Origin of the sequence: Streptomyces sp. NPDC002564, from assembly GCF_042889645.1 — a bacterium.
GTDB lineage: Bacteria > Actinomycetota > Actinomycetes > Streptomycetales > Streptomycetaceae > Streptomyces.
On record NZ_JBIARE010000007.1, the window covers coordinates 355,025 to 373,018 of the forward strand.

General features: G+C 70.7%; 19 protein-coding genes. 9 read left to right on the forward strand and 10 right to left on the reverse strand.

The genetic code is table 11. The features are described from left to right. The 3 genes from ACFYXE_RS25710 to ACFYXE_RS25720 are packed head-to-tail and all read right to left on the reverse strand — an operon-like array spanning position 1 to position 2,607. Complete coding sequence (locus ACFYXE_RS25710) at positions 1-807, reverse strand: ABC transporter permease (RefSeq protein ID WP_361164506.1); 807 nt, start codon at positions 805-807, stop codon at positions 1-3. 4 nt (positions 808-811) lie between these two features. Then, the gene (locus ACFYXE_RS25715) at positions 812-1,576 is read right to left on the reverse strand and encodes an ABC transporter permease (RefSeq protein WP_361164503.1); all 765 of its coding nucleotides are present in this window, start codon (positions 1,574-1,576) and stop codon (positions 812-814) included. After that, positions 1,573-2,607: an ABC transporter ATP-binding protein gene (locus ACFYXE_RS25720; protein WP_389316026.1), complete on the reverse strand. Its 1,035-nt coding sequence runs from the start codon at positions 2,605-2,607 to the stop codon at positions 1,573-1,575. The genes ACFYXE_RS25715 and ACFYXE_RS25720 overlap by 4 nt, the downstream gene beginning before the upstream one ends. Before the next feature lie 671 nt (positions 2,608-3,278). On the opposite strand from ACFYXE_RS25720, the gene ACFYXE_RS25725 reads away from it, so the two are divergent. The 5 genes from ACFYXE_RS25725 (at position 3,279) to ACFYXE_RS25745 (ending at position 8,765) form a co-directional block, all read left to right on the forward strand. Then, positions 3,279-3,911 (forward strand): hypothetical protein, encoded by a 633-nt coding sequence (locus ACFYXE_RS25725; protein WP_361164497.1) that lies wholly within the window; start codon positions 3,279-3,281, stop codon positions 3,909-3,911. Positions 3,912-4,027: 116 nt separating this feature from the next. After that, the gene (locus ACFYXE_RS25730) at positions 4,028-5,644 is read left to right on the forward strand and encodes a DUF6801 domain-containing protein (protein ID WP_389316028.1); all 1,617 of its coding nucleotides are present in this window, start codon (positions 4,028-4,030) and stop codon (positions 5,642-5,644) included. 40 nt (positions 5,645-5,684) lie between these two features. After that, positions 5,685-6,644: a hypothetical protein gene (locus tag ACFYXE_RS25735; protein ID WP_389316285.1), complete on the forward strand. Its 960-nt coding sequence runs from the start codon at positions 5,685-5,687 to the stop codon at positions 6,642-6,644. Positions 6,645-6,857: 213 nt separating this feature from the next. Then, positions 6,858-8,060 (forward strand): helix-turn-helix domain-containing protein, encoded by a 1,203-nt coding sequence (locus tag ACFYXE_RS25740; RefSeq protein WP_361164488.1) that lies wholly within the window; start codon positions 6,858-6,860, stop codon positions 8,058-8,060. A gap of 348 nt (positions 8,061-8,408) precedes the next feature. Beyond that, positions 8,409-8,765: a PRC-barrel domain-containing protein gene (locus tag ACFYXE_RS25745; RefSeq protein ID WP_389316030.1), complete on the forward strand. Its 357-nt coding sequence runs from the start codon at positions 8,409-8,411 to the stop codon at positions 8,763-8,765. Here ACFYXE_RS25745 and ACFYXE_RS25750 read toward each other — a convergent pair. Next, positions 8,738-8,980: a hypothetical protein gene (locus ACFYXE_RS25750; RefSeq protein WP_389316032.1), complete on the reverse strand. Its 243-nt coding sequence runs from the start codon at positions 8,978-8,980 to the stop codon at positions 8,738-8,740. The two genes, ACFYXE_RS25745 and ACFYXE_RS25750, sit on opposite strands and share 28 nt — an antisense overlap. Positions 8,981-9,070: 90 nt before the next feature. Further along, the gene (locus ACFYXE_RS25755) at positions 9,071-10,090 is read right to left on the reverse strand and encodes a winged helix-turn-helix domain-containing protein (protein WP_389316034.1); all 1,020 of its coding nucleotides are present in this window, start codon (positions 10,088-10,090) and stop codon (positions 9,071-9,073) included. A gap of 282 nt (positions 10,091-10,372) precedes the next feature. Between ACFYXE_RS25755 and ACFYXE_RS25760 the strand changes: the two genes are divergently transcribed. The 3 genes from ACFYXE_RS25760 to ACFYXE_RS25770 all read left to right on the forward strand — a co-directional run bounded on the left by ACFYXE_RS25760 (position 10,373) and on the right by ACFYXE_RS25770 (position 11,941). Further along, positions 10,373-10,786 (forward strand): hypothetical protein, encoded by a 414-nt coding sequence (locus ACFYXE_RS25760; protein WP_389316036.1) that lies wholly within the window; start codon positions 10,373-10,375, stop codon positions 10,784-10,786. 336 nt (positions 10,787-11,122) lie between these two features. After that, complete coding sequence (locus ACFYXE_RS25765) at positions 11,123-11,536, forward strand: SRPBCC family protein (protein WP_389316038.1); 414 nt, start codon at positions 11,123-11,125, stop codon at positions 11,534-11,536. A gap of 24 nt (positions 11,537-11,560) precedes the next feature. Then, a complete protein-coding gene (locus tag ACFYXE_RS25770; RefSeq protein WP_389316040.1) occupies positions 11,561-11,941 on the forward strand; it encodes a hypothetical protein in 381 nt (126 codons plus the stop codon). A 77-nt stretch (positions 11,942-12,018) separates the two neighbouring features. Here ACFYXE_RS25770 and ACFYXE_RS25775 read toward each other — a convergent pair whose 3' ends face one another. Then, the gene (locus ACFYXE_RS25775) at positions 12,019-14,307 is read right to left on the reverse strand and encodes an SUKH-4 family immunity protein (protein WP_389316042.1); all 2,289 of its coding nucleotides are present in this window, start codon (positions 14,305-14,307) and stop codon (positions 12,019-12,021) included. Positions 14,308-14,432: 125 nt separating this feature from the next. Next, entirely contained in the window at positions 14,433-14,699 is a 267-nt protein-coding gene (locus ACFYXE_RS25780; protein ID WP_389316044.1) for a hypothetical protein, read from the reverse strand. Positions 14,700-14,869: 170 nt separating this feature from the next. Here ACFYXE_RS25780 and ACFYXE_RS25785 point away from each other — a divergent pair, with 170 nt between their 5' ends. After that, a complete protein-coding gene (locus ACFYXE_RS25785; protein ID WP_389316046.1) occupies positions 14,870-15,091 on the forward strand; it encodes a hypothetical protein in 222 nt (73 codons plus the stop codon). Between the two features lie 24 nt (positions 15,092-15,115). Here ACFYXE_RS25785 and ACFYXE_RS25790 read toward each other — a convergent pair whose 3' ends face one another. The 3 genes from ACFYXE_RS25790 to ACFYXE_RS25800 all read right to left on the reverse strand — a co-directional run bounded on the left by ACFYXE_RS25790 (position 15,116) and on the right by ACFYXE_RS25800 (position 17,959). Then, the gene (locus ACFYXE_RS25790; RefSeq protein WP_389316048.1) at positions 15,116-15,589 is read right to left on the reverse strand and encodes a hypothetical protein; all 474 of its coding nucleotides are present in this window, start codon (positions 15,587-15,589) and stop codon (positions 15,116-15,118) included. A gap of 256 nt (positions 15,590-15,845) precedes the next feature. Beyond that, positions 15,846-15,992 (reverse strand): hypothetical protein, encoded by a 147-nt coding sequence (locus ACFYXE_RS25795; protein ID WP_389316050.1) that lies wholly within the window; start codon positions 15,990-15,992, stop codon positions 15,846-15,848. Between the two features lie 593 nt (positions 15,993-16,585). Continuing rightward, positions 16,586-17,959: a class I SAM-dependent RNA methyltransferase gene (locus ACFYXE_RS25800; RefSeq protein ID WP_389316052.1), complete on the reverse strand. Its 1,374-nt coding sequence runs from the start codon at positions 17,957-17,959 to the stop codon at positions 16,586-16,588. Between the last annotated feature and the right edge of the window lie 35 nt (positions 17,960-17,994).

The following is a 17,994-nucleotide window of genomic DNA, read 5'->3' on the forward strand; positions in this document are numbered from 1 at the left end:
TCAGCCCGCCACCTTCACGGTCGTGGTGGCGCCCCACAGGGCCAGCGACAGGAAGAAGTCGGTGACGCTGATCAGCACGATGGCGTTGCGCACCGACCGGCCGACGGCCACGCCGACCCCGGCCGGGCCGCCGGAGGCGCGGTAGCCGTAGTAGCAGTGGGCGACGATCACCATCACGCTGAAGATCAGCACCTTCAGGACGGAGAGCAGCACGTCCGTGGGTGAGAGGAACAGGTTGAAGTAGTGGTCGTACGTGCCGCGGGACTGGCCGTTGAAGAGGACCGTGACGTAGCGGGAGGCCAGGAAGGAGGAGAGCAGGCCGATCGCGTAGAGCGGGATGATGGCGACGACGCCGGCGATGATGCGGGTGGTGACCAGGTACGGCAGTGAGCGGATGCCCATGCCTTCGAGGGCGTCGACCTCCTCGTTGATGCGCATGGCGCCGAGCTGGGCGGTGAAGCCCGCGCCGACCGTGGCGGACAGGGCGAGTCCGGCGACGAGCGGGGCGATCTCGCGGGTGTTGAAGTACGCGGAGACGAAGCCGGTGAAGGCCGCGGTGCCGATCTGGTCGAGGGCCGCGTAGCCCTGGAGTCCCACGACGGTCCCGGTGAACAGGGTCATCGCGATCATCACGCCGATGGTGCCGCCGATGACCCCGAGCCCGCCGGTGCCGAAGGCGACCTCGGCGAGGAGGCGCTGCACCTCTTTGAGGTAGCGGCGCAGGGTGCGCGGGATCCAGAGCAGGGAGCGTACGTAGAAGAGGAGTTGGTCGCCGGAGCGGTCGAGCCAGGTGAGCGGGGAGGCCACGGCGTCAGCCCCCCTTCGGCGGCACGATTTGGAGGTAGACGGCCGTCATCACCATGTTGACGAAGAAGAGCAGCAGGAAGGTGATGACGACGGACTGGTTGACCGCGTCGCCGACGCCCTTGGGGCCGCCGCGCGGGTTGAGGCCCCGGTAGGCGGCGACCACACCCGCGATGAACCCGAAGACCAGGGCCTTGAGTTCGCTGATGTAGAGGTCGGAGAGCTGGGCCAGCGCGGAGAAGCTGGAGAGGTAGGCGCCGGGCGTGCCGTCCTGGAGGAAGACGTTGAAGGCGTAGCCGCCGAGGATGCCGACCACCGAGACCAGGCCGTTGAGCAGGACCGCGACGCCCATGGTGGCCAGGACGCGGGGCACCACCAGGCGCTGCACCGGGGAGACGCCCATGACCTCCATGGCGTCCAGCTCTTCGCGGATGGTGCGGGAGCCGAGGTCGGCGCAGATGGCGGAGCCGGCCGCGCCCGCGATGAGCAGGGCCACGATCAGCGGGCTCGCCTGCTGGACGACGGCCAGCACGCTGGCGCCGCCGGTGAAGGACTGGGCGCCCAACTGCTGGGTGAGCGAGCCGACTTGCAGGGCGATCACGGCGCCGAACGGGATCGAGACCAGGGCCGCGGGCAGCAGCGTGACACTGGCGATGAACCAGAACTGCTCGATGAACTCGCGGAACTGGAACGGCCGCCGGAAGATCGCGCGGGCCACCTCGACGGCGAGCGCGAAGAGCCGGCCGGTCTGCCGCAGGGCGCCGGTGATCATGCGCCGCTCCCGGTGGCCGGTGCGGGGAGCGGCTGGGTGGCGGTGGTGCCGGGGGTGCCGGTGGCGGGGTGGGCGGCGTACGTGCGCTGGATGGCGGCGCGGGCGGCGGGCGGCAGCCGGTCGAGCATGCCGAGGACCCGCTCCCTGCGGCGGTCGACGGCGCGGCGCGGCGGCAGCCCGGGGGACGGCTCCAGCTGCGGGATGATCTCCCGCGGTCCGGCGTTCGCGCCCCGGCCTCCCGCGGCCTCGGCGGCCAGGGTGGCGGCGTCCTTCTCCTCCGACATCCCGATCGGGCCCTCGCGGCGCCCGGAGAGGAACTGCGCCACGACCGGCTCCTCGCTGGTCAGGAGCACCTCGCGCGGGCCGAAGGTGACCAGTTCGCGGCGGAAGAGCATGCCCATGTTGTCGGGGACCGTGGCGGCGATGTCGAGGTTGTGGGTGACGATGAGCATCGTCGCGTCGATCTGCGCGTTCAGGTCGATGAGCAACTGGGAGAGGTAGGCGGTGCGGACGGGGTCGAGCCCGGAGTCGGGTTCGTCGCACAGGATGATCTGCGGGTCGAGCACGAGCGCGCGGGCGAGTCCGGCCCGCTTGCGCATGCCGCCGCTGATCTCCCCCGGCAGTTTGCCCTCGGCGCCGAGCAGCCCGACGACGTCGATCCGCTCCATGACGATGCGGCGGATCTCCGACTCCTTCTTGCGGGTGTGCTCGCGCAACGGAAAGGCGATGTTGTCGAAGAGGGACATGGAACCGAAAAGGGCGCCGTCCTGGAACATGAGCCCGAATTTCTTGCGCGTCTCGTAGATATCCCGTTCGGGACTGTTCGCCATGTCGACACCGTCGACGAGGACACGACCGCGCTCCGGCTTCAGCAGTCCGATGAGCGACTTCAGAAAAACGGTCTTTCCCGTTCCGGAAGGACCGAGCATGACGCTCACTTCTCCGGCCGGCAGGGTGAGGCTCACGTCCTGCCAGATCTTCTGTGTGCCGAAGGATTTGGTGAGACCCTCGACCACCACTTCTATTCCCATATCACCTCCAAAGCGGGTGGGCAGCGTGCGCCGAGGAGCACGAGGCGTTCACATCGTGTACGTGACGAGCGGTGTGCGGGGCGGCGTCGTGCGCTGCCCGGGGGCTGGGCGCCGCACGACGCCGCCGACGGATGTACGCCCCGGCAGGAGGGCAGGGCCGGGAGCGAACCATCCGTCACGCCTCCTCGGCAGGGGGGCCCACCAGGAGATCAGCGCCGTGTCCGGCACGCTACGACCGAGTAACCTGAGCGGGCAATAGACGGATACGAATTTCCCGAAGGTTTGAGTTCGCCCCCGGCGTCTTTGTCATCGCGGTGACAAGTATTCGACTTCTCCTTGTCATCCGGTGAGCAGTACGGGCCGCCGCGGACTACCGCACGTGATATCCGCCCACCTCGGACGCTTCCCTCGGCAGTTCCCCCGGCGATATCTTTTTAGCAGCGGATGACTAAGCAGCGTCCCGGACTGCTCACCTGAGGCACAGGCATTTCAACTACCCGAAAAAATCATGGTCAGCGCCATTGTTCGGCTAAGTTTCCCGCAAGTAACGTCATGGCTCGCGGTCGAGGATTTCCGAGCCGCGGACCGTCCGTTCTTCCGCTCGACTTCCGCTCGACAAGTACGGGTGCGGTCCCCCTCTGCCGGTCAATCCACAAGGGAGTCCCCAAATCATGAAGAAGTCCCTGACAAAAATCGCCGTCGTGGCGGGCGCGGGCACTGCCGCCTTCGTCATGGCGGTCGCCCCCGCCTCGGCCGTCCCCTCCACGGTCTGGACCGTCACTCCGTCGCCGGCCAACTTCTCGGCGACCAACAGCGGCAACATCGTGCTGACCGCCAACATCCCGATGACGTGTACGACGTCGAGCGCCTCGGGCACGATGGCCAGCGCGACCGGCAACCCGGCCACGGTGGGCAACATCAACGCCATCAACTTCGGTACGAGCGGCTCGCCCTGCACCAGCGTCCTGGGCAACGTGACGACCGTGGCGACCACCCCCTGGACCGTCGTCGCCCAGGACTACACCGCCTCGACCGGTGTGACGAAGGGCTACGTCGGCAACGTCAAGGCGAAGGTGACCGCCGGCGCCTGCGTGTTCAACGTCCAGGGCAAGGCCTCCGGGACCTACACCAACTCCACCGGCATCCTCGACGTCAACAGCGTCTCCGGTGAACTGACCGTCACCTCGGCCACCGGCTGCGGCAGCGTGGTCACCACCGCCACCAAGCCCACCTTCAAGGGCAAGTACGCGGTCAAGGTGACGGGTACGTCGACCATCCCGAAGATCGTCGGCTCCAACCCGTAAGCCGAGCACGGCTTAGCGCCGCCCGGCCGGTGACCCCGGCCGGGCGTGCGGCCCGCCCGCACACGGCGGCAGCCGTCGGCCGTCCGGACGTGGCACGACCCCGAGCGGAGTGACAGATGACAGGCCCCCGTACCGCCGTCCGCCGGACGGCCCGCAGCCGCGCCAGGGCCGCGGCCATCGCCGCGTTCGTCGTGCTCGCGGCCACGGTGCCCGCGGCGGCCGGGGCGTCCGGTACGCAGAAGGTCGACGTCACCCTGCCCTACGCATGCCTGTTCCCCTCCGGGAAGCACGCCGCGGAGGTCCGGATCTCGGCGTCCCTCCCCGAGCGCGTGGCGACCGGTGAGCCCATCGAGCCCGAAGACGTGACCACGGACGTCACCCTGCCGGCAGCGGCCGTGGCCGACCTCACCAAGCTGGGCGCGGCCGAAGCCAGGGCGGCGACCCGCCTCACGGTCGGCGTCACCCAGGGCGAGGCCGGCGCGGAGGCGACCTGGCGCGGCGACTCCGCATCCACGGCCCTGCCCGCGGAGGGCGCGCTGACCCTGACCGCGACGGGGGACGTCCCCACCGTGACCGGCCGGAGCACGGGCCGACTGACGATGAAGGCACAGGACTTCTCCCTGGACCTCGCGCTGACGAAGGCGGACGGCGGCGCCGCCGACCCCGCCACGGTCACCGTCGACTGCGCCCTCGCCGACGACGCCCCGGACCAGGGCCGCCTGGCCGCCGTCGCGGTCGGCGACGACGGGGGCGACCCGGGCACCCCGAGCGGATCACCGTCCGGATCGCCCTCCGGCACGCCCTCCTCCTCCGGCACACCGGGGCCGACGGAGGAGGACCCGGAGGGCGGCAAGGACGGCAAGGGCGGCCGGGACGGCCGGGACGCCAAGGACAACGTCGCGCCGAAGGTCGACGCCCCCGGCGGCGCCGCCCCCCGCGCCGCCGCGCCGACCTGCAAGTACGACGAGAAGTACCCGGCCGGACCGATGTCGCTGAACTCCTACCTCACCGGCTACTCCAACGTGAACAAGCTGGACGGCGCCGCGCTGATCCCGCCGTTCTGCGCCCTCATCACCCAGGGGGAGCCGGAGTTCGTGTTCTTCCCGGACTTCAGCGGCGCCACCATCACCCAGCACTCCACCGGCGACCTCTACAACGGGCAGCGCCGGCAGACCCCGCCCTTCGAGGCGACCTTCCTGACCTTCGACTTCACGCCCACGACGGCCACGATGGTGCTGGAGCAGGCGGGCCCGATGACCATCGACTCGCACGGCACCACCGACTTCGTGTTCACCAGCACCGACACCTACGTCCGGGCGCCGCTCGTGCTCCGGGTGACGTCGCTGAAGGTCAACGGCACCCGGCTGGACGTCGGTTCGAAGTGCCGTACCAAGTCCTCGCTCACGTCCCCGGAACCGGAACCGGCGAAGTTCCCCGGCGACCACCTGATCCTGCACGGCCGGGGTGAACAGGTCACCGGCGAACCCGCCACCGGCTACCTGCTGCTGTCCGGCGGCCCGATGACCGGCAAGGTCACGGTCCCCGCGTTCACCGGCTGCGGCACCGCCGACGGCGAGAACCTCGACCGCCTGCTCACCGCCTCGGTCTCAGGACCGGACAACTACGTCAAGCAGATGCAGGGACAGACCTGCTACGTCTCGGCCGACGAGCTCAACCCGGACGAGTGCACCGACGACGCGCAGCCCCTCAAGGTCCCCGTGGCGGAGCGATGAGCCCCCGCTCCGTCAACTCCTTCACCCGAAAGGCCACATGATGCGGTTCTCCCACGGCACCGGACTCGGCGCCAGAGTCGCCACCACCGCCACCGTCCTCGGCACCGCGCTCGGCGTCTTCGCCTCGGTGGGCTCCGCCACCGCGGCCACGGCCGCACCGAACGGCGAGTGGGCGCCCTTCACCCGCTGTCCCGTGGACGCCCCGGCCATGCTGGCCGCCGACGGCCTGGCCAAGACCCCGCAGTGCGTGGTCTCCAGCTCGCCGAACGGCTCCATCAAGCTGGGCAAGACCACCGTGCCCACGGGCCGCACCAACCTCCAGATCGGCGTCGTCCAGAACTCGGACGGGACGAGCAGCGTGGTGGCCCCGCCCGGCGGCGCCCTCATCGCCGACTCCGCGACCGTCCCCGGCGGTCTGCTCGGCCTGATGTGCCCGAGCAACGTGCCCGCGATCACCGAGATCTGCAAGCAGCTCGACAACAGCTCGCTCAACAAGATCACGGCGACGGTGGAGTCGGTCGGCGCGCCCTACGACTTCGACCAGACCGCCGGCATCGTCACCGACAAGCCGATCATCGCCATCCCGGTCCGCATCCACCTGGAGAACCCGTTCCTCGGCGGCAAGTGCTACATCGGCACCGCCGCCAAGCCCATCGTGCTGCGCCCCAAGAACCTGGACTTCCCCGAGTTCGGCATGTCGTTCTTCCGCGGTGACGGCACGGTCACCGACGACGGCGAGATGAGCCGGATCAACCTCACCGGTGCCGCGCAGAACGACAGCACCTTCGCGGTGCCCGGCGCCAGCGGCTGCGGCCTCGGCCTGTTCGGCCTGATCGACGCGGCGGTCAACGCCAAGACCGGACTGCCCTCCGCCGCCGGGAAGAACAGCCTGACGCTCAACAACGCCCAGACCTACCTCGCCGGCCTGACCGCCCCCGGCACCGCCGCCCCCGACGCGGGCAAGCGCCTCGCGGAGAACTGGCACTCCGCCGTCGATTAACAGCCGCGCAACGGCGATTCTCAGCCGTACCGGCAGTCGCCCCACGCCCCACCGCTCCGAAATGTGCACGAACTGTGTACGTCCCATGAAACTTGATTTAGCTTCAACAGCCCAGACACGCGTCACCTCAAGACCGGTCGTGTGCCTCCCCCGTGATGCACCGGAGCACACGACCGGTGCATCGTGGGCACCGAAGAGCAAGGGACGGCACTCATGCCCTCATCCACGCGACCACCTGAAGTCGGTGAACCGCTGGAACCCCTCCCCAAGGAGTTCGCCGTCTTCATGAGACCGGAATTACCCGGCCTCATGAAGGAGATCGGCGCCGAGGTCACCCGGGCCTACCCCGTGTACGGACGCCTGCTCAACGGCCCCAACGCCGAACCCATCCGACAGGGCCTGGAGCAGGCCCTGTCCGCCTTCGTGGACCGCGTCGCCGAACCCGGCAAGAACTCCGTGCTCCGCGACGAACTGCTGCGCAAGTTCGGCCGGGTCGAGGCCTACGAGGGGCGCGCGCTGGAGACGCTCCGCGGGGCCTACCGGCTCGGCGCCCGCATCGCGCTGCGCCGCGTCAAGGCGGTGGGCCAGCAGTACCGGCTCTCCCCCACCCTGATCCTGGCCTTCGCCGACGCGCTGTTCGCCTACGTCGACGAGCTGGAGCAGATCTCCCGCGAGGGCTACGTCGAGGTGCAGTCGCGGGCCTTCTCCGAGGTCCCGGCGCGGCGCCGCCGCCTGCTCCACCTGATCCTCGCCGCGCCCCCGCTGCCCCAGTCGCTCGCCACGCTCTGCGAGGCGGCCGCCTGGCAACTGCCCGCCTCCGCCACGATGGTGGCCCTGCGCACGCCGCTCCCCGAGCACCTGGAGGCGGCGCTGGCCGACGACGTCCTGCTGGACCTGGACATCCCGCAGCCGCACCTGCTGATGCCGGGCCCGCTCACCCCGGAGCGCCTGGCGATGCTCGACGCGGCCCTCTCGGGCGCGCACGCCGTGGTGGGCCCGACCATGCCGCTCGTCCAGGCCGCGGACTCCATCCGCTGGGCGCGCCGGACGCTCCAGCTCATCGACGAGGGCGTCGTGGCCGACGCGCCCGTGGTCCGCTGCGAGGACCACCTGGTGACCCTGTGGCTCCTGTCGGACCCAGCCCTGGTCACCCACCTGGCGGCCGCGGAACTGGCCCCCCTCGACCACCTCCCGGCCAACCGCCGCGACCGCCTGGTCGAAACCCTCCGCGTCCACGTCTCGACCCGGGCCCCGGCGGAACAGGTCGGCGAACTCCTGGGCGTCCACGCCCAGACGGTCCGCTACCGCCTCCGCAACCTGGACGTACTCCTGGGCCCCCACCTCACCGACCCCAACCACCGCTTCGCCCTGGAGGCGTCCTTGCGGGCGCTGCATCTGTTGGAGGGGGAGGGCTAGACGCCGCCGGCGCCCAGGGCCCGGCGCGCGGCGGCCCCGACGCCCCCGGGGATCCGGCCTTCCCCGGGCAGGTAGGCGAGCACATGGCGCTACAAGAAGACCACGAGCATGTCCAAGGCCCGACGGTCAGGCTGCCCTCGTGGTGAATTGCGTACGAGTCCGGGACGGCTCGGGGCGGTGACGGTGATGTGCGGCGTCCGGGACCGGCCTTCCGCTGGGCGGGGGACTTTCTCCCCTCCCCTGTCGCACCGGGGACCCGTCCCCGTATGACGTCCGTTTGCCCGGTGTTTCGGCCGGGCACTAGGTGCGCCGGAGCATCACCCGAGGACATCACCCGAGGAGGACTCGATGAGCAGCGACATGTGGAGTTACGCCCCCACCGCCGGGCACGGACCGGACGCCGACCTGACGGGATACAAGGTCGAGGCGACCGACGGCGACATCGGCAAGGTCGACAAGCACTCGAACGAGGTGTCGAACCAGTACCTCGTCGTGGACACCGGTGTGTGGATCTTCGGCAAGGAGGTGATGCTGCCCGCCAGCACCGTCACCGCCATCGACCACGAGGAGCGCAAGATCATCGTCGCGCGCACCAAGGACCAGATCAAGGACGCCCCCGAGTTCGACAAGGACAAGCACCTGGGCGACCCGGCCTACCGCGACCAGCTCAGTGGCTACTACGGCGGGTCCGGCCCGGGCCACTGATCCCCGGCGCGGGCGGCGATGAACCGTGCGCGCTCCAGCGACTCCGCCCCGGTGTCCGTCGTGTCGACCGGCGTGGCACGGCCGAAGGTCGGCCACGGGTCAGGCAGGACGGCCGGGAGACAGCGCGCGATGCCGGGCTTGCCGGCCACCCCTGGGTCGTCGGCCACGTGGTCGTCGGTGTGGGGGCCGTACGTGGCTCCCCGCATGGACGGCACGTGCGGATCCCCCGACCGCACGTGCCGTCGTTCCTGCTGGTGCGACGGGACAACTGTCTCCGCGGGAGCAGCGGGGCGGCAATCCTTTCGTCAGGGACCGAAACCTGGGGTGGTGGAGGCCAGCAGCGCGGCGCCCAGGCGGGTGGTCATGTGCAGGACCGCCTTGCCGTCGCGGCGGGTGGTGATCAGCGCCGCCTTGCGCAGCACGCTCGCGTGCTGGCTGGCCGTCGCGGGTGAAATGCCCAGGCTGCGGGCCAGTTCGGTCGTACTGCAGCCCTCGGCCGCGGCCGCGAGGACGGCGGCTCTGGTCCGCCCCATCAAATCCTCGAGCGAACGCTCGGCGGGCCCCCGCGAGATCCAGAGTGCGCTGCCGTGTGCCCGCCCGCCGACCGTGGGCAGGGCCAGGACGGGCGGCTGCTCCTCGTCCACGGGGCTGTGCAGCACCTCCGCCTGCTGCGACGAGAAGACGGTCGGCACGATGATGAGCCCGCGCCCCCGCAGGTGGATGTCCGACTCGCAGGGATGGCGTACTTCGAGCACGGGAGGCCGCCAGCGCACCAACGGAATGCCCACCGTCTCCAGCAGCCTCTCGACTCCCCCCTCGGCCATCGTGTGCACGTAGTCGGTCCGGACCGACGTGAGGTGCGAGTGCATCTGCTGCCAGTACGGGGCGACTGCCGCTCGGTGGCAGGCCCGCAGCGCCTCCGCCAACTCCAGGCGTGCCGCACGGTCGCCGCCGGCCAGGAGCCCGGCCCACGCACGGTGGGCCGGGTGGATGTCGAGGTACTCCACTTCCAGGCGCACCAGAGCGCGTGGGGCAGCCAGCAGGTGGTCGACCGCCTCATCGATGTCGGTGGCGTCGCCCGCGAGGCTCGCCATGTCGATCTGGGGCCCGCGGTCCGGCATCAACGCGAGCAGGGGACCTGCCTGTTCCCGCAGGCTTCCGGCCGACTCCGCGCCCACCGCGGTGCGCCAGCGGTGGAAGGCCGGGGTGCTGTCTCCCGCGCGCAGCCGTTTGATGCTGTCCAGGGTCTCGGCGGCGACCCCGAGGGTGGTGGCCACCCTGGTCCGCGCAAGATCCTCCGCGGTGAAATGAATACGCTTGGTCACCCGCCGCCCCGTCCCCCGCCGTTGCCGGTCCGCAGCCCAGTGTCCCACTCCCCCGGGCGGCCAAGCCGGCCAGCCGGAGGCCGAAGGGAGCACGCTCCGCGCGCTGGCCCGCAGCGGTCGGCATATCCGCCACGCCCGTGTGAAGGACCGGTGAACCGTCTCTTTCCAGCGTCCAGCCAGCAGCGGAGCGGCGCCGTCGTCTCGTGTGAAGGCCGCTCCGGGAGGTAGGAGGTATACGGGCAGAGGCGCGGCGGTGTCGCGCTCTCGGCGAGGGGAGCGACGATGGAAGCGTCCAACTGGGTGATCGACCGGGAGCGTCTGGCCAAGTGGGTGCCGGAGGGCGAGGAGTTGGCGGGCGGTTGCGGCGTCTCGTACGGACCACGGTGGTGGGGCCTGGGAGCCCGGCAGGCGTCATTGCTGCTCACGGACCGCCGCGTGCGACTGCTGCGCCATCGCGGCAACGATCGCCAGTACGGGATACGCGGCATCTGGTTCGAGATGATGCGTGGGCAGGCCGAGGCGGTCTGCAGCAATCCGCGGGTGCGAGTGCAGTTCGATCGCGGCCAGGAGGTCGAACTGCGGTCCGCGGACGGCCGGGTGGAGCGGCTGCGGATCAGCCGGTGGGACGAGCCGCACGCGGAGGCGCTCTACCGGGCCTTCCCCGCCGGTGAGCAGGGCTCCCGGCGCGAAGGCTGATGCAGACCAGGACGGCCGTCCGCTTCCCCCGCCGAGCCTCCCCGACGGTGCGCGCAGGAGCCCTGGGAGCAGTGCGCGGGATGGATGCGATGGACGTGATGGACGTGATGGACGTGATGGACGTGATGGACGTGATGGACGTGATGGAGCGGTGCACAGGGTCGGTCGGCCCCGCGCAGGTCCTCGTCCTGTCGGGTGGTGCTGCCGACGGTCGGTGCGGGCTCGGACCGCCCCCGCCCCGTGTCGATCGTCGATCGGTAGGGCCGCCGTACGTACAGGGGGATGGTGCTGGTAACCGGTCCGTTACGGTGCGCTTGAGAGGGGCACCCATGAGCCATGGGTGACTACGATCAATCAATCACGGTGTCCGTGCCGCCCGAGCGGCTCTTCGCCTACCTGGCCGACGTGAAGAACCTGCCCTCCTACCTGCCCCGGCTCACCGCCGCCCGGCCCCACGACGGCGACCAGGTGACGGTCACCGCGCACATCGACCCGCCCGGCCGGCCCGAGCAGGACGTCACCAGCGAAGCCTGGATCCAGGTCCTGCACGAGGGCAAGACCCTGGAATGGGGCGCGCCCGGCCCGCACGACTACCGCGGCCGCCTCCACGTCGACGCCGGTGCGGCGCCCGGCACCTCACGCCTGACGGTGGAACTCCACACCGAGCACGCCGAAGGCCCGGCCATCGACCACGGCCTGACCGAAGCACTCACCGGCATCAAGAACGCCGTCGAACAGGCCGAGCACTGACCACTCCGAGCATCCGGAGACAGCATGCGTGACCACATGGCCCGTGCCCTGGGCGCCGCCACCGTCCTCTACAGCGCCGCGATCATGATCAGACCACGGTGGCTGGCCGGGCCCTGCGGTCTGGCGGAGACCGACGGGTCCGTCTCCACGGGGACAGCCGTGCTGGTGCGCGCCATCGGCGCGCGCGATACGGCACTGGGCGCAGCCATCGTGTTCGCGCCCACCCCCGTCGCGCGGCGCACCGCCCTGTGGTGCCGCGCGGCGGCCGATCTCTCCGATGCCGTGCTGTTCGGCGCCGCGCAGCAGGACCCGGCCCGCCGGGCCAAGATCGCCGCCGTCGCCGGGGGCTGGGCCGCGCTGAACGCCGCGGCCGCACAGTCCCTCACCGGCCGACCCCACTCCTGACCCACCCGGACTGCGCCAGCTGACCCAGCCGACTTCCAGGCCGAACGCCCCGTGATCTCCGCCGGGCTGGGCAGGAGTCAGTGGTCCATCAGGGCGATGCCCCAGATACCGGCCGCGGCGCCGGCCGGGTCCAACGTGGACTGGAGTCCCTTGACCCGTGAGGGGATCTCCCGGGTCTCGATGCCGTCGCCGGTCTCCGTGAACACGAGGGCGCCGAGCAGCCACACGGAGACCATCGCGAGGAAGTCGTGCAGGCTCCGGCCCACGATCTCGGCGCGTACGGCGCCCTCGTCGCCCTGTTCGGACAGATGGAGGACGGCGCCGGTCGGGCCGTCGATGACGACGTCGTCGCCCATCCATTGACCGATCCTGAAGTACGGGCCGCTCGGGCCGGCGTGGTCGCTCCCGGCGTCTTCGGGGGCGATGCCCGTGGGTTGTCCGATCTCGCGCAACAGCCGCTCGGGGCTGGGCGGCGGCGGGCCGGTGTGCGTTCCGTGGGCCATGCTCCACCAGGCGGGGTCGCGTTCGAGGCCGAAGAACCCGAGGCCGTGCACGTCCCGGAATGCCGGGACCCCCTGGTCGACCAGGAAGTCACGGGTGGCCGCGTGCGTCAGGCCCGCGGGAAGCAGCGGCCGCGGCACAGCGATGAGCGTGCCGTCCTCGGAGGCGACGAGAGAGTCCAGGTCGGCCGGCCGGGGGGCCGGGCCGTGGCGCGGGACGGTGGCGGGCGTCTTCAGGAGAGCCGGGCAGGCGGCCTCGACGTGGCCGCCCGGGTGGCGGGTGATCCCGGTGAAGGGCGTGCCGGGCGCGGTGTGGATGCCGAACAGGCCGCCTCGGCCGGCGATCACCACGGTGTCGCCGATGGTGAGGGGGCCGGCGTCCAGCAGAGCGGCGTTCAGCGGCTCGGGCTCGGGCCGGTCGGCCTCGCCTCCGGGGGTCGGCCAGCACAGGCCCGGCAACGCCTCCTCCGGGTCTTGGCCCAGTTTCCAGGGGGCCGCGGCCAACTCCTCCCCGCTGTGCGGGTCGTACAGGGTGACGCGGCGCTGCCGGTCGCGGTAGGCGACGGCGGCCGCCACGGGCCGGTCGTGAAGGCGCAGTTCCATCAGGTCAACGACCGAGGAGCAGGCGAGGTAGGAGGGGTGCAGCGCGGCGGGCGGGCGCCACCGCGACCACGTCACCCGCCATGGCGTCCGGACGCCGGCGGCGGCCAGGCCGTCGGCCAGCTCGGTGTCGCCGCGCACCGTCGCCTGGAGGTGCAGCCAGGCCACCCAGGTCCCCTGGTCGCACGGCAGGAGCGCGTAGTCGCGTGCGTGCGCGGCGTCGGCGAGGACCGAGCCGCCCGGGGCCTCGCCGAGGCCCGCGCCCTCGGCCGCCTCCAGTAGTGCTTCGGGGGCGAGGTGGGCCACGTGCCGTGTCCGGCGCAGCAGTTGGGTGAACCGGGGGTGCGTGGTGTCGCCCGCGTCGAGGTCGGCCGCCGCGCAGTGGGCGGCGAGCGCCGTCGTCGCGTAACGGACCAGGGGGTCGTCCTGCACGGGTGGCTCCGCGCTCGTGGACCGTGCCGCCGCCGGCTGTTCGAGCGCGTCGGCGAGTACGTCGCCGAGCAGGTCGGCGAGGTGATGGTGCGTGCGGGCCCGGTCCTCCACCGGAATCCGCCTCCGGAGCACGCGGGCTACGGACTCGTCCCGGAACGACACGGTCTGCGTGTCCGTATCCACGAGGAGCAGGCTTTGATCCACGTGCCTGGTCGCCAGGCCCGCCGTGCGGCCGCCGTCGGGGCGCTGTCCGGTGAGCCCCGCGACCAGTTCCTGCCAGACCGCGTACGGCACGTGCCGCGCCTCGGCCAGCGCCAGCGCAAGCACCTCGGCGGGGACTCCGTCCAGGGCCGGGGGCTCGGCCGCGAGGCGCAGGGAGCGGGACGACTCGTCGCCGAACTCCGGATCACGTACGGCCACGAAGACGGTGTGACCCAGCCCGCCCAGCCTGTTGAGTGCCTGCAGCAGCCGTCGCGGGTCGCCGCTCGTCCGTGTGCGTCCGACGAGGTCGGCCCCCGCGAGCAGAACCAGTCGCGCCGGCTTCTTCGGCAACCGTCGTGACCAGGCGCCGGGCGTCTTGAAACGTGCCCCGAGGGCGGTCACGGCCTCGGTGAACACGTCGTCCGCGGTGCGCCCGGCGGCGTCGACGAGAACGCTGCCGGACACGCGCTCGTGGACGGCCCGCAGTACCTCCGCGCCCTGCGCGCCGGACGGGTCCACGACACGGTGCACGCCCCAGCCCTTCAGCCGGGACCAGTCGTGGACGACCCTGTCGACCCCCTCCTGAAAGGTCACCGCTTCGGCGAGGACGGGCCCCTGGTTCCCGCTGGTCATGCTGCTCCTACGTTGCTGTGATCAGATGGCGGCCCGGCCCCTCACCCGAAGTGGCGGTGCGACGCTCGATCGCTCGAAGTGGGCGGTGCCACGCTCGATCGCTCCAGCACGCCGAGCTCCGCGCGTCAGGCCTCCTCAGCGCGGCTGTCCGCGAACGCCCGCTGCAAAAGGAGTCGCAGCGCGGCGAACAACCCGCCCAGAGCACACACGATCGCGGCGGGTTGCGCCAGAGGGAGATCGGAAAGCCACGCCAGGAGGACGGCAACTACCGAGATCGCCAGGTGTGTTGCCGTAAGCCACTGTCCGAGGGGACCTCGGGGCAACACGATGGGCAACACCGTCCACGCCAGGAACAGCACCAAGTAGGTGATCGGAATCAGAAGCAGGATCATGCGCCCCTCCCCAGCCTTGGAGACGAGGCTACGCCCCCCCACCGCGTGGATCAGCACCAGAAGCCTTCCCCAGATTCACCAGCAAGACGAGCTGGGCCCAGCCATGCGCCCGCCGAAGAGTGCGGGGTCATCGCCCCGGGTCCGGGCCGCTGGGTGAACCCTTCGGACGTTTGGAGTATGCCCAGTTCCTCCTGCACGAGACAGCCGCACACGACGACGACGCCCTGGTGTTCATTACCGCCAGCAATGACCTGTCCTCCATTGCCGACACCCCTGGCGGGATCCCCGACGAGCGAGAGCGCTTGCGGGAGATCGCGGCGCACGCCAGCGAGCCGACCCGGCGGCAGCCGTCATGGAAGGGGCGCCGCATCCCTGCCTTGAGGCGATGGTGAGCTGCGAGGACCTGGCGGTGCGGGTCAGGTGGCTGCGAGGCGGCGGGCTTCGGCGGTGACCTCGGCATCGACCTGTCCTACGGTTCTGTCGCCGTATTCGAGAATGTCGTACTCGTCGTCGAGTTCGGCGAGGCGCACGGTCAGGGGCACCTCATGCCCGTGATGCTGGTGAGTCCGGAAGGTGAACTCCCGAGGCGTGAGCTCTCCGGCGAGCATGCGGCGTGCGAGGGCTCGGGCGACGGCTTCCCGACCGGCCTGGCTGCCGACCGGATGGAAGGCGAGGCCGAGTTCGTCGAGTGCTGCGGGAAGCAGGTCGTGGACGTCGTAGTCCGCCTCGGCGCGCGTGCAGGCGGCGAGCATGCGAAGGCCGGGGGTGTCGAGTCCGGCGACGAGCGCATCACAGGCGGCCTCCACCACGTCCCTCGCGCGGATTTCCCCCGTGCTCCAGAGAGCGGCATGGTCCTGGAGAGCGATTGCTGCTGCTTCGATCTGCGTCACTCGCCCATGCTTCCTTCGCGGTGCGTCCAGGTCGAGCAGATTTCATCGGATGTGCTGTTCAGCGACCTGTCCAGGACCTGTCCAGGTTCTCTTCGAACTGTCGGCCATCACGGAGCCGTTCCAGGCTGGCCCTGCGCTCACAGCGGAGCCTGTCGAACAATTCCCCCTGGAACAGGGCTACTTCGGACTGTTAAAAGACTGACGTGATGGCCATTGAAATGTCACCCCAGAGCGGCCCTCGACGTATTCGCGCCACTCAAGTTACGGCAGGAAGTACAAGCTGCAAGCCGATCCAAATCGCAACGATCAATACAAGGGCGACCAATAGCCCCAGGATCGGTCGGTTGAATATGCTTGAGATGAAATCCCGAGTGGGGCGCTGCGCTCCGGCATGTTCGTTCATGTCGTGACCGTATACGACAGTTGAGGCCGACGAGGCCGACTGCAAGGATGGGTGCGACAACGTCCTCGGTAGAGCAGCCCACGTCCAAGTCGGCGGACGGGAGCGACCAGGTGAGGGTGATCAGCGTGAAGGGCTGCCGCAACGTCAGGGCCTGCAACATCCGCTGTCCACAACCTGTTTATGGGTCCGTTCCTCGTGACTGGGGAATTCGGGTGCGAGGCGGGAAAGGTCGATGATGGGACTGGCCGCACCTGGCGGTGGACCAGATCTCCCTGTGTGGGGGCAAGTCGCCTTTGTCGTCGTGGCGGCAGCGATCGGCGTAGTGATCGTGTACGGGCTCTGGAGTGGTAAGGGCAAGTGACCCTGCCCCTCACCACCGGTCGGAGACAGCCTTTGTCTCGCGGGCCGGTGCTCTCCCAGCCGGCGAGCGCGGTTCGTGCCGCGTCGAGCCGAGCGACGAGGACGGCTCACGCATCGCTACTGGGACCCGCACCGCACAGGTCTCGACCTGCCTGACAGCGATCCGACAAGCGTCGGACGAGCGTCGAGATGCCGCCGTGACGCCCGTCACGCGCACCACCCAGACCTGCAGGTCAGCGGCCCTTTTCGGCAGGCTCAAGGATCGCCACGCACTCCACATGATGCGTCATCGGAAACAGATCGAACGCCCTGAGCGTCCGCACCCGGTAGCCGCCCTCCTTGAAGTAGCCGATGTCCCGTGCCAGCGCCGCCGGGTCGCAGGCCACGTAGGCGATGCGGCGGGCGCCCAGGCCCGACAGGTGGCGGACCGTCTGCTTGCCCGCGCCCGCGCGGGGCGGGTCCAGGACGATGAGGTCCACCTCGGTGATGCCCGTGCGCGGGAGCGCGGATTCGACCTTGCCCTGTTCGATGCGGACGCGGTCGAACCCCGCGAGGTTGTGCCGCGCGTCCTCCACCGCACGCTTGCCGGACTCGATGCCGAGCACCGCGCCCTTCTCGCCGACGCGGTCCGCGAGGGCGCCCGCGAAGAGGCCGACGCCGCAGTAGAGGTCGAGGGCCGTGTCGCCCTTGCGAGGGGTCAGGCCCTGCATGACGGCGAGCATCAGGGTCTCCGCCGCCTTCGGGTGGACCTGCCAGAAGCCGCCGTTGCCGACGCGGTAGGTGCGGCCGTCCGCGCGCTCGCGGACGAAGGGGCGGCCGTGGACCCGGTGGATGCCGCCGTCCTGTTCGGCGACGCGCAGGACCGAGACCGGCTTGTCCAGCTCGACCAGCGGGAGCCGCGCGCCCGGCTTCGGGGCGAGGATCACCTGGCGGTCCTGCGAGCCGGTCGCCGCGATCGCCTCGACCGACGCCATGCCGGACCAGTCGCGCTCCTCGATGCCGAGCTCGGAGACGCCCTCGGCGGCGATCATGCAGCGCTCGATCGGCTCGACCTCGTGCGAGCGGTGGCGGCGCAGGCCCGCGTTGCCGTCGACGTCGACGGCGTACTGCACGCGCGTGCGCCACTGCGGGACCTCACCGGCCGGCAGCTTGTCGCCCTCCGCGGGCATGACCGTGCCGTCCCAGCCGGCCTCCTCGGGGGTCAGGCCCGCGAGGCGCTGCAGCTGCTCGGCGATGACCTCGCCCTTGAGGCGGCGCTGCGCGCCCGGCTTGGCGTGCTGCCAGTCGCAGCCGCCGCAGCGGCCCGGGCCCGCGTACGGGCAGGGGGCCTCGACGCGGTCCTTGGAGGGGTCGAGGACCGTCACCGCGTCCGCGCGCAGGAACCGCGCGCCCTCCTCGCCCTCGGTCACGCGCGCGACGACCTTCTCGCCGGGCAGCGCGTGCCGTACGAAGAGGACCTGGCCCTCATCCGTACGGGCGATGCAGTGGCCGCCGTGCGCGACGGGGCCGACCTCGACCTCGTACTCCCGGCCGACCAGCGAGACGGCCGTCTCGGCGGCGTCCGCCGGTGCGTTCCCCGCCTGCGTCTTCTTCGGTTCTGCCTGCATGGCGGGGTGACTCCACAACGTAAAAAGGGGAACGG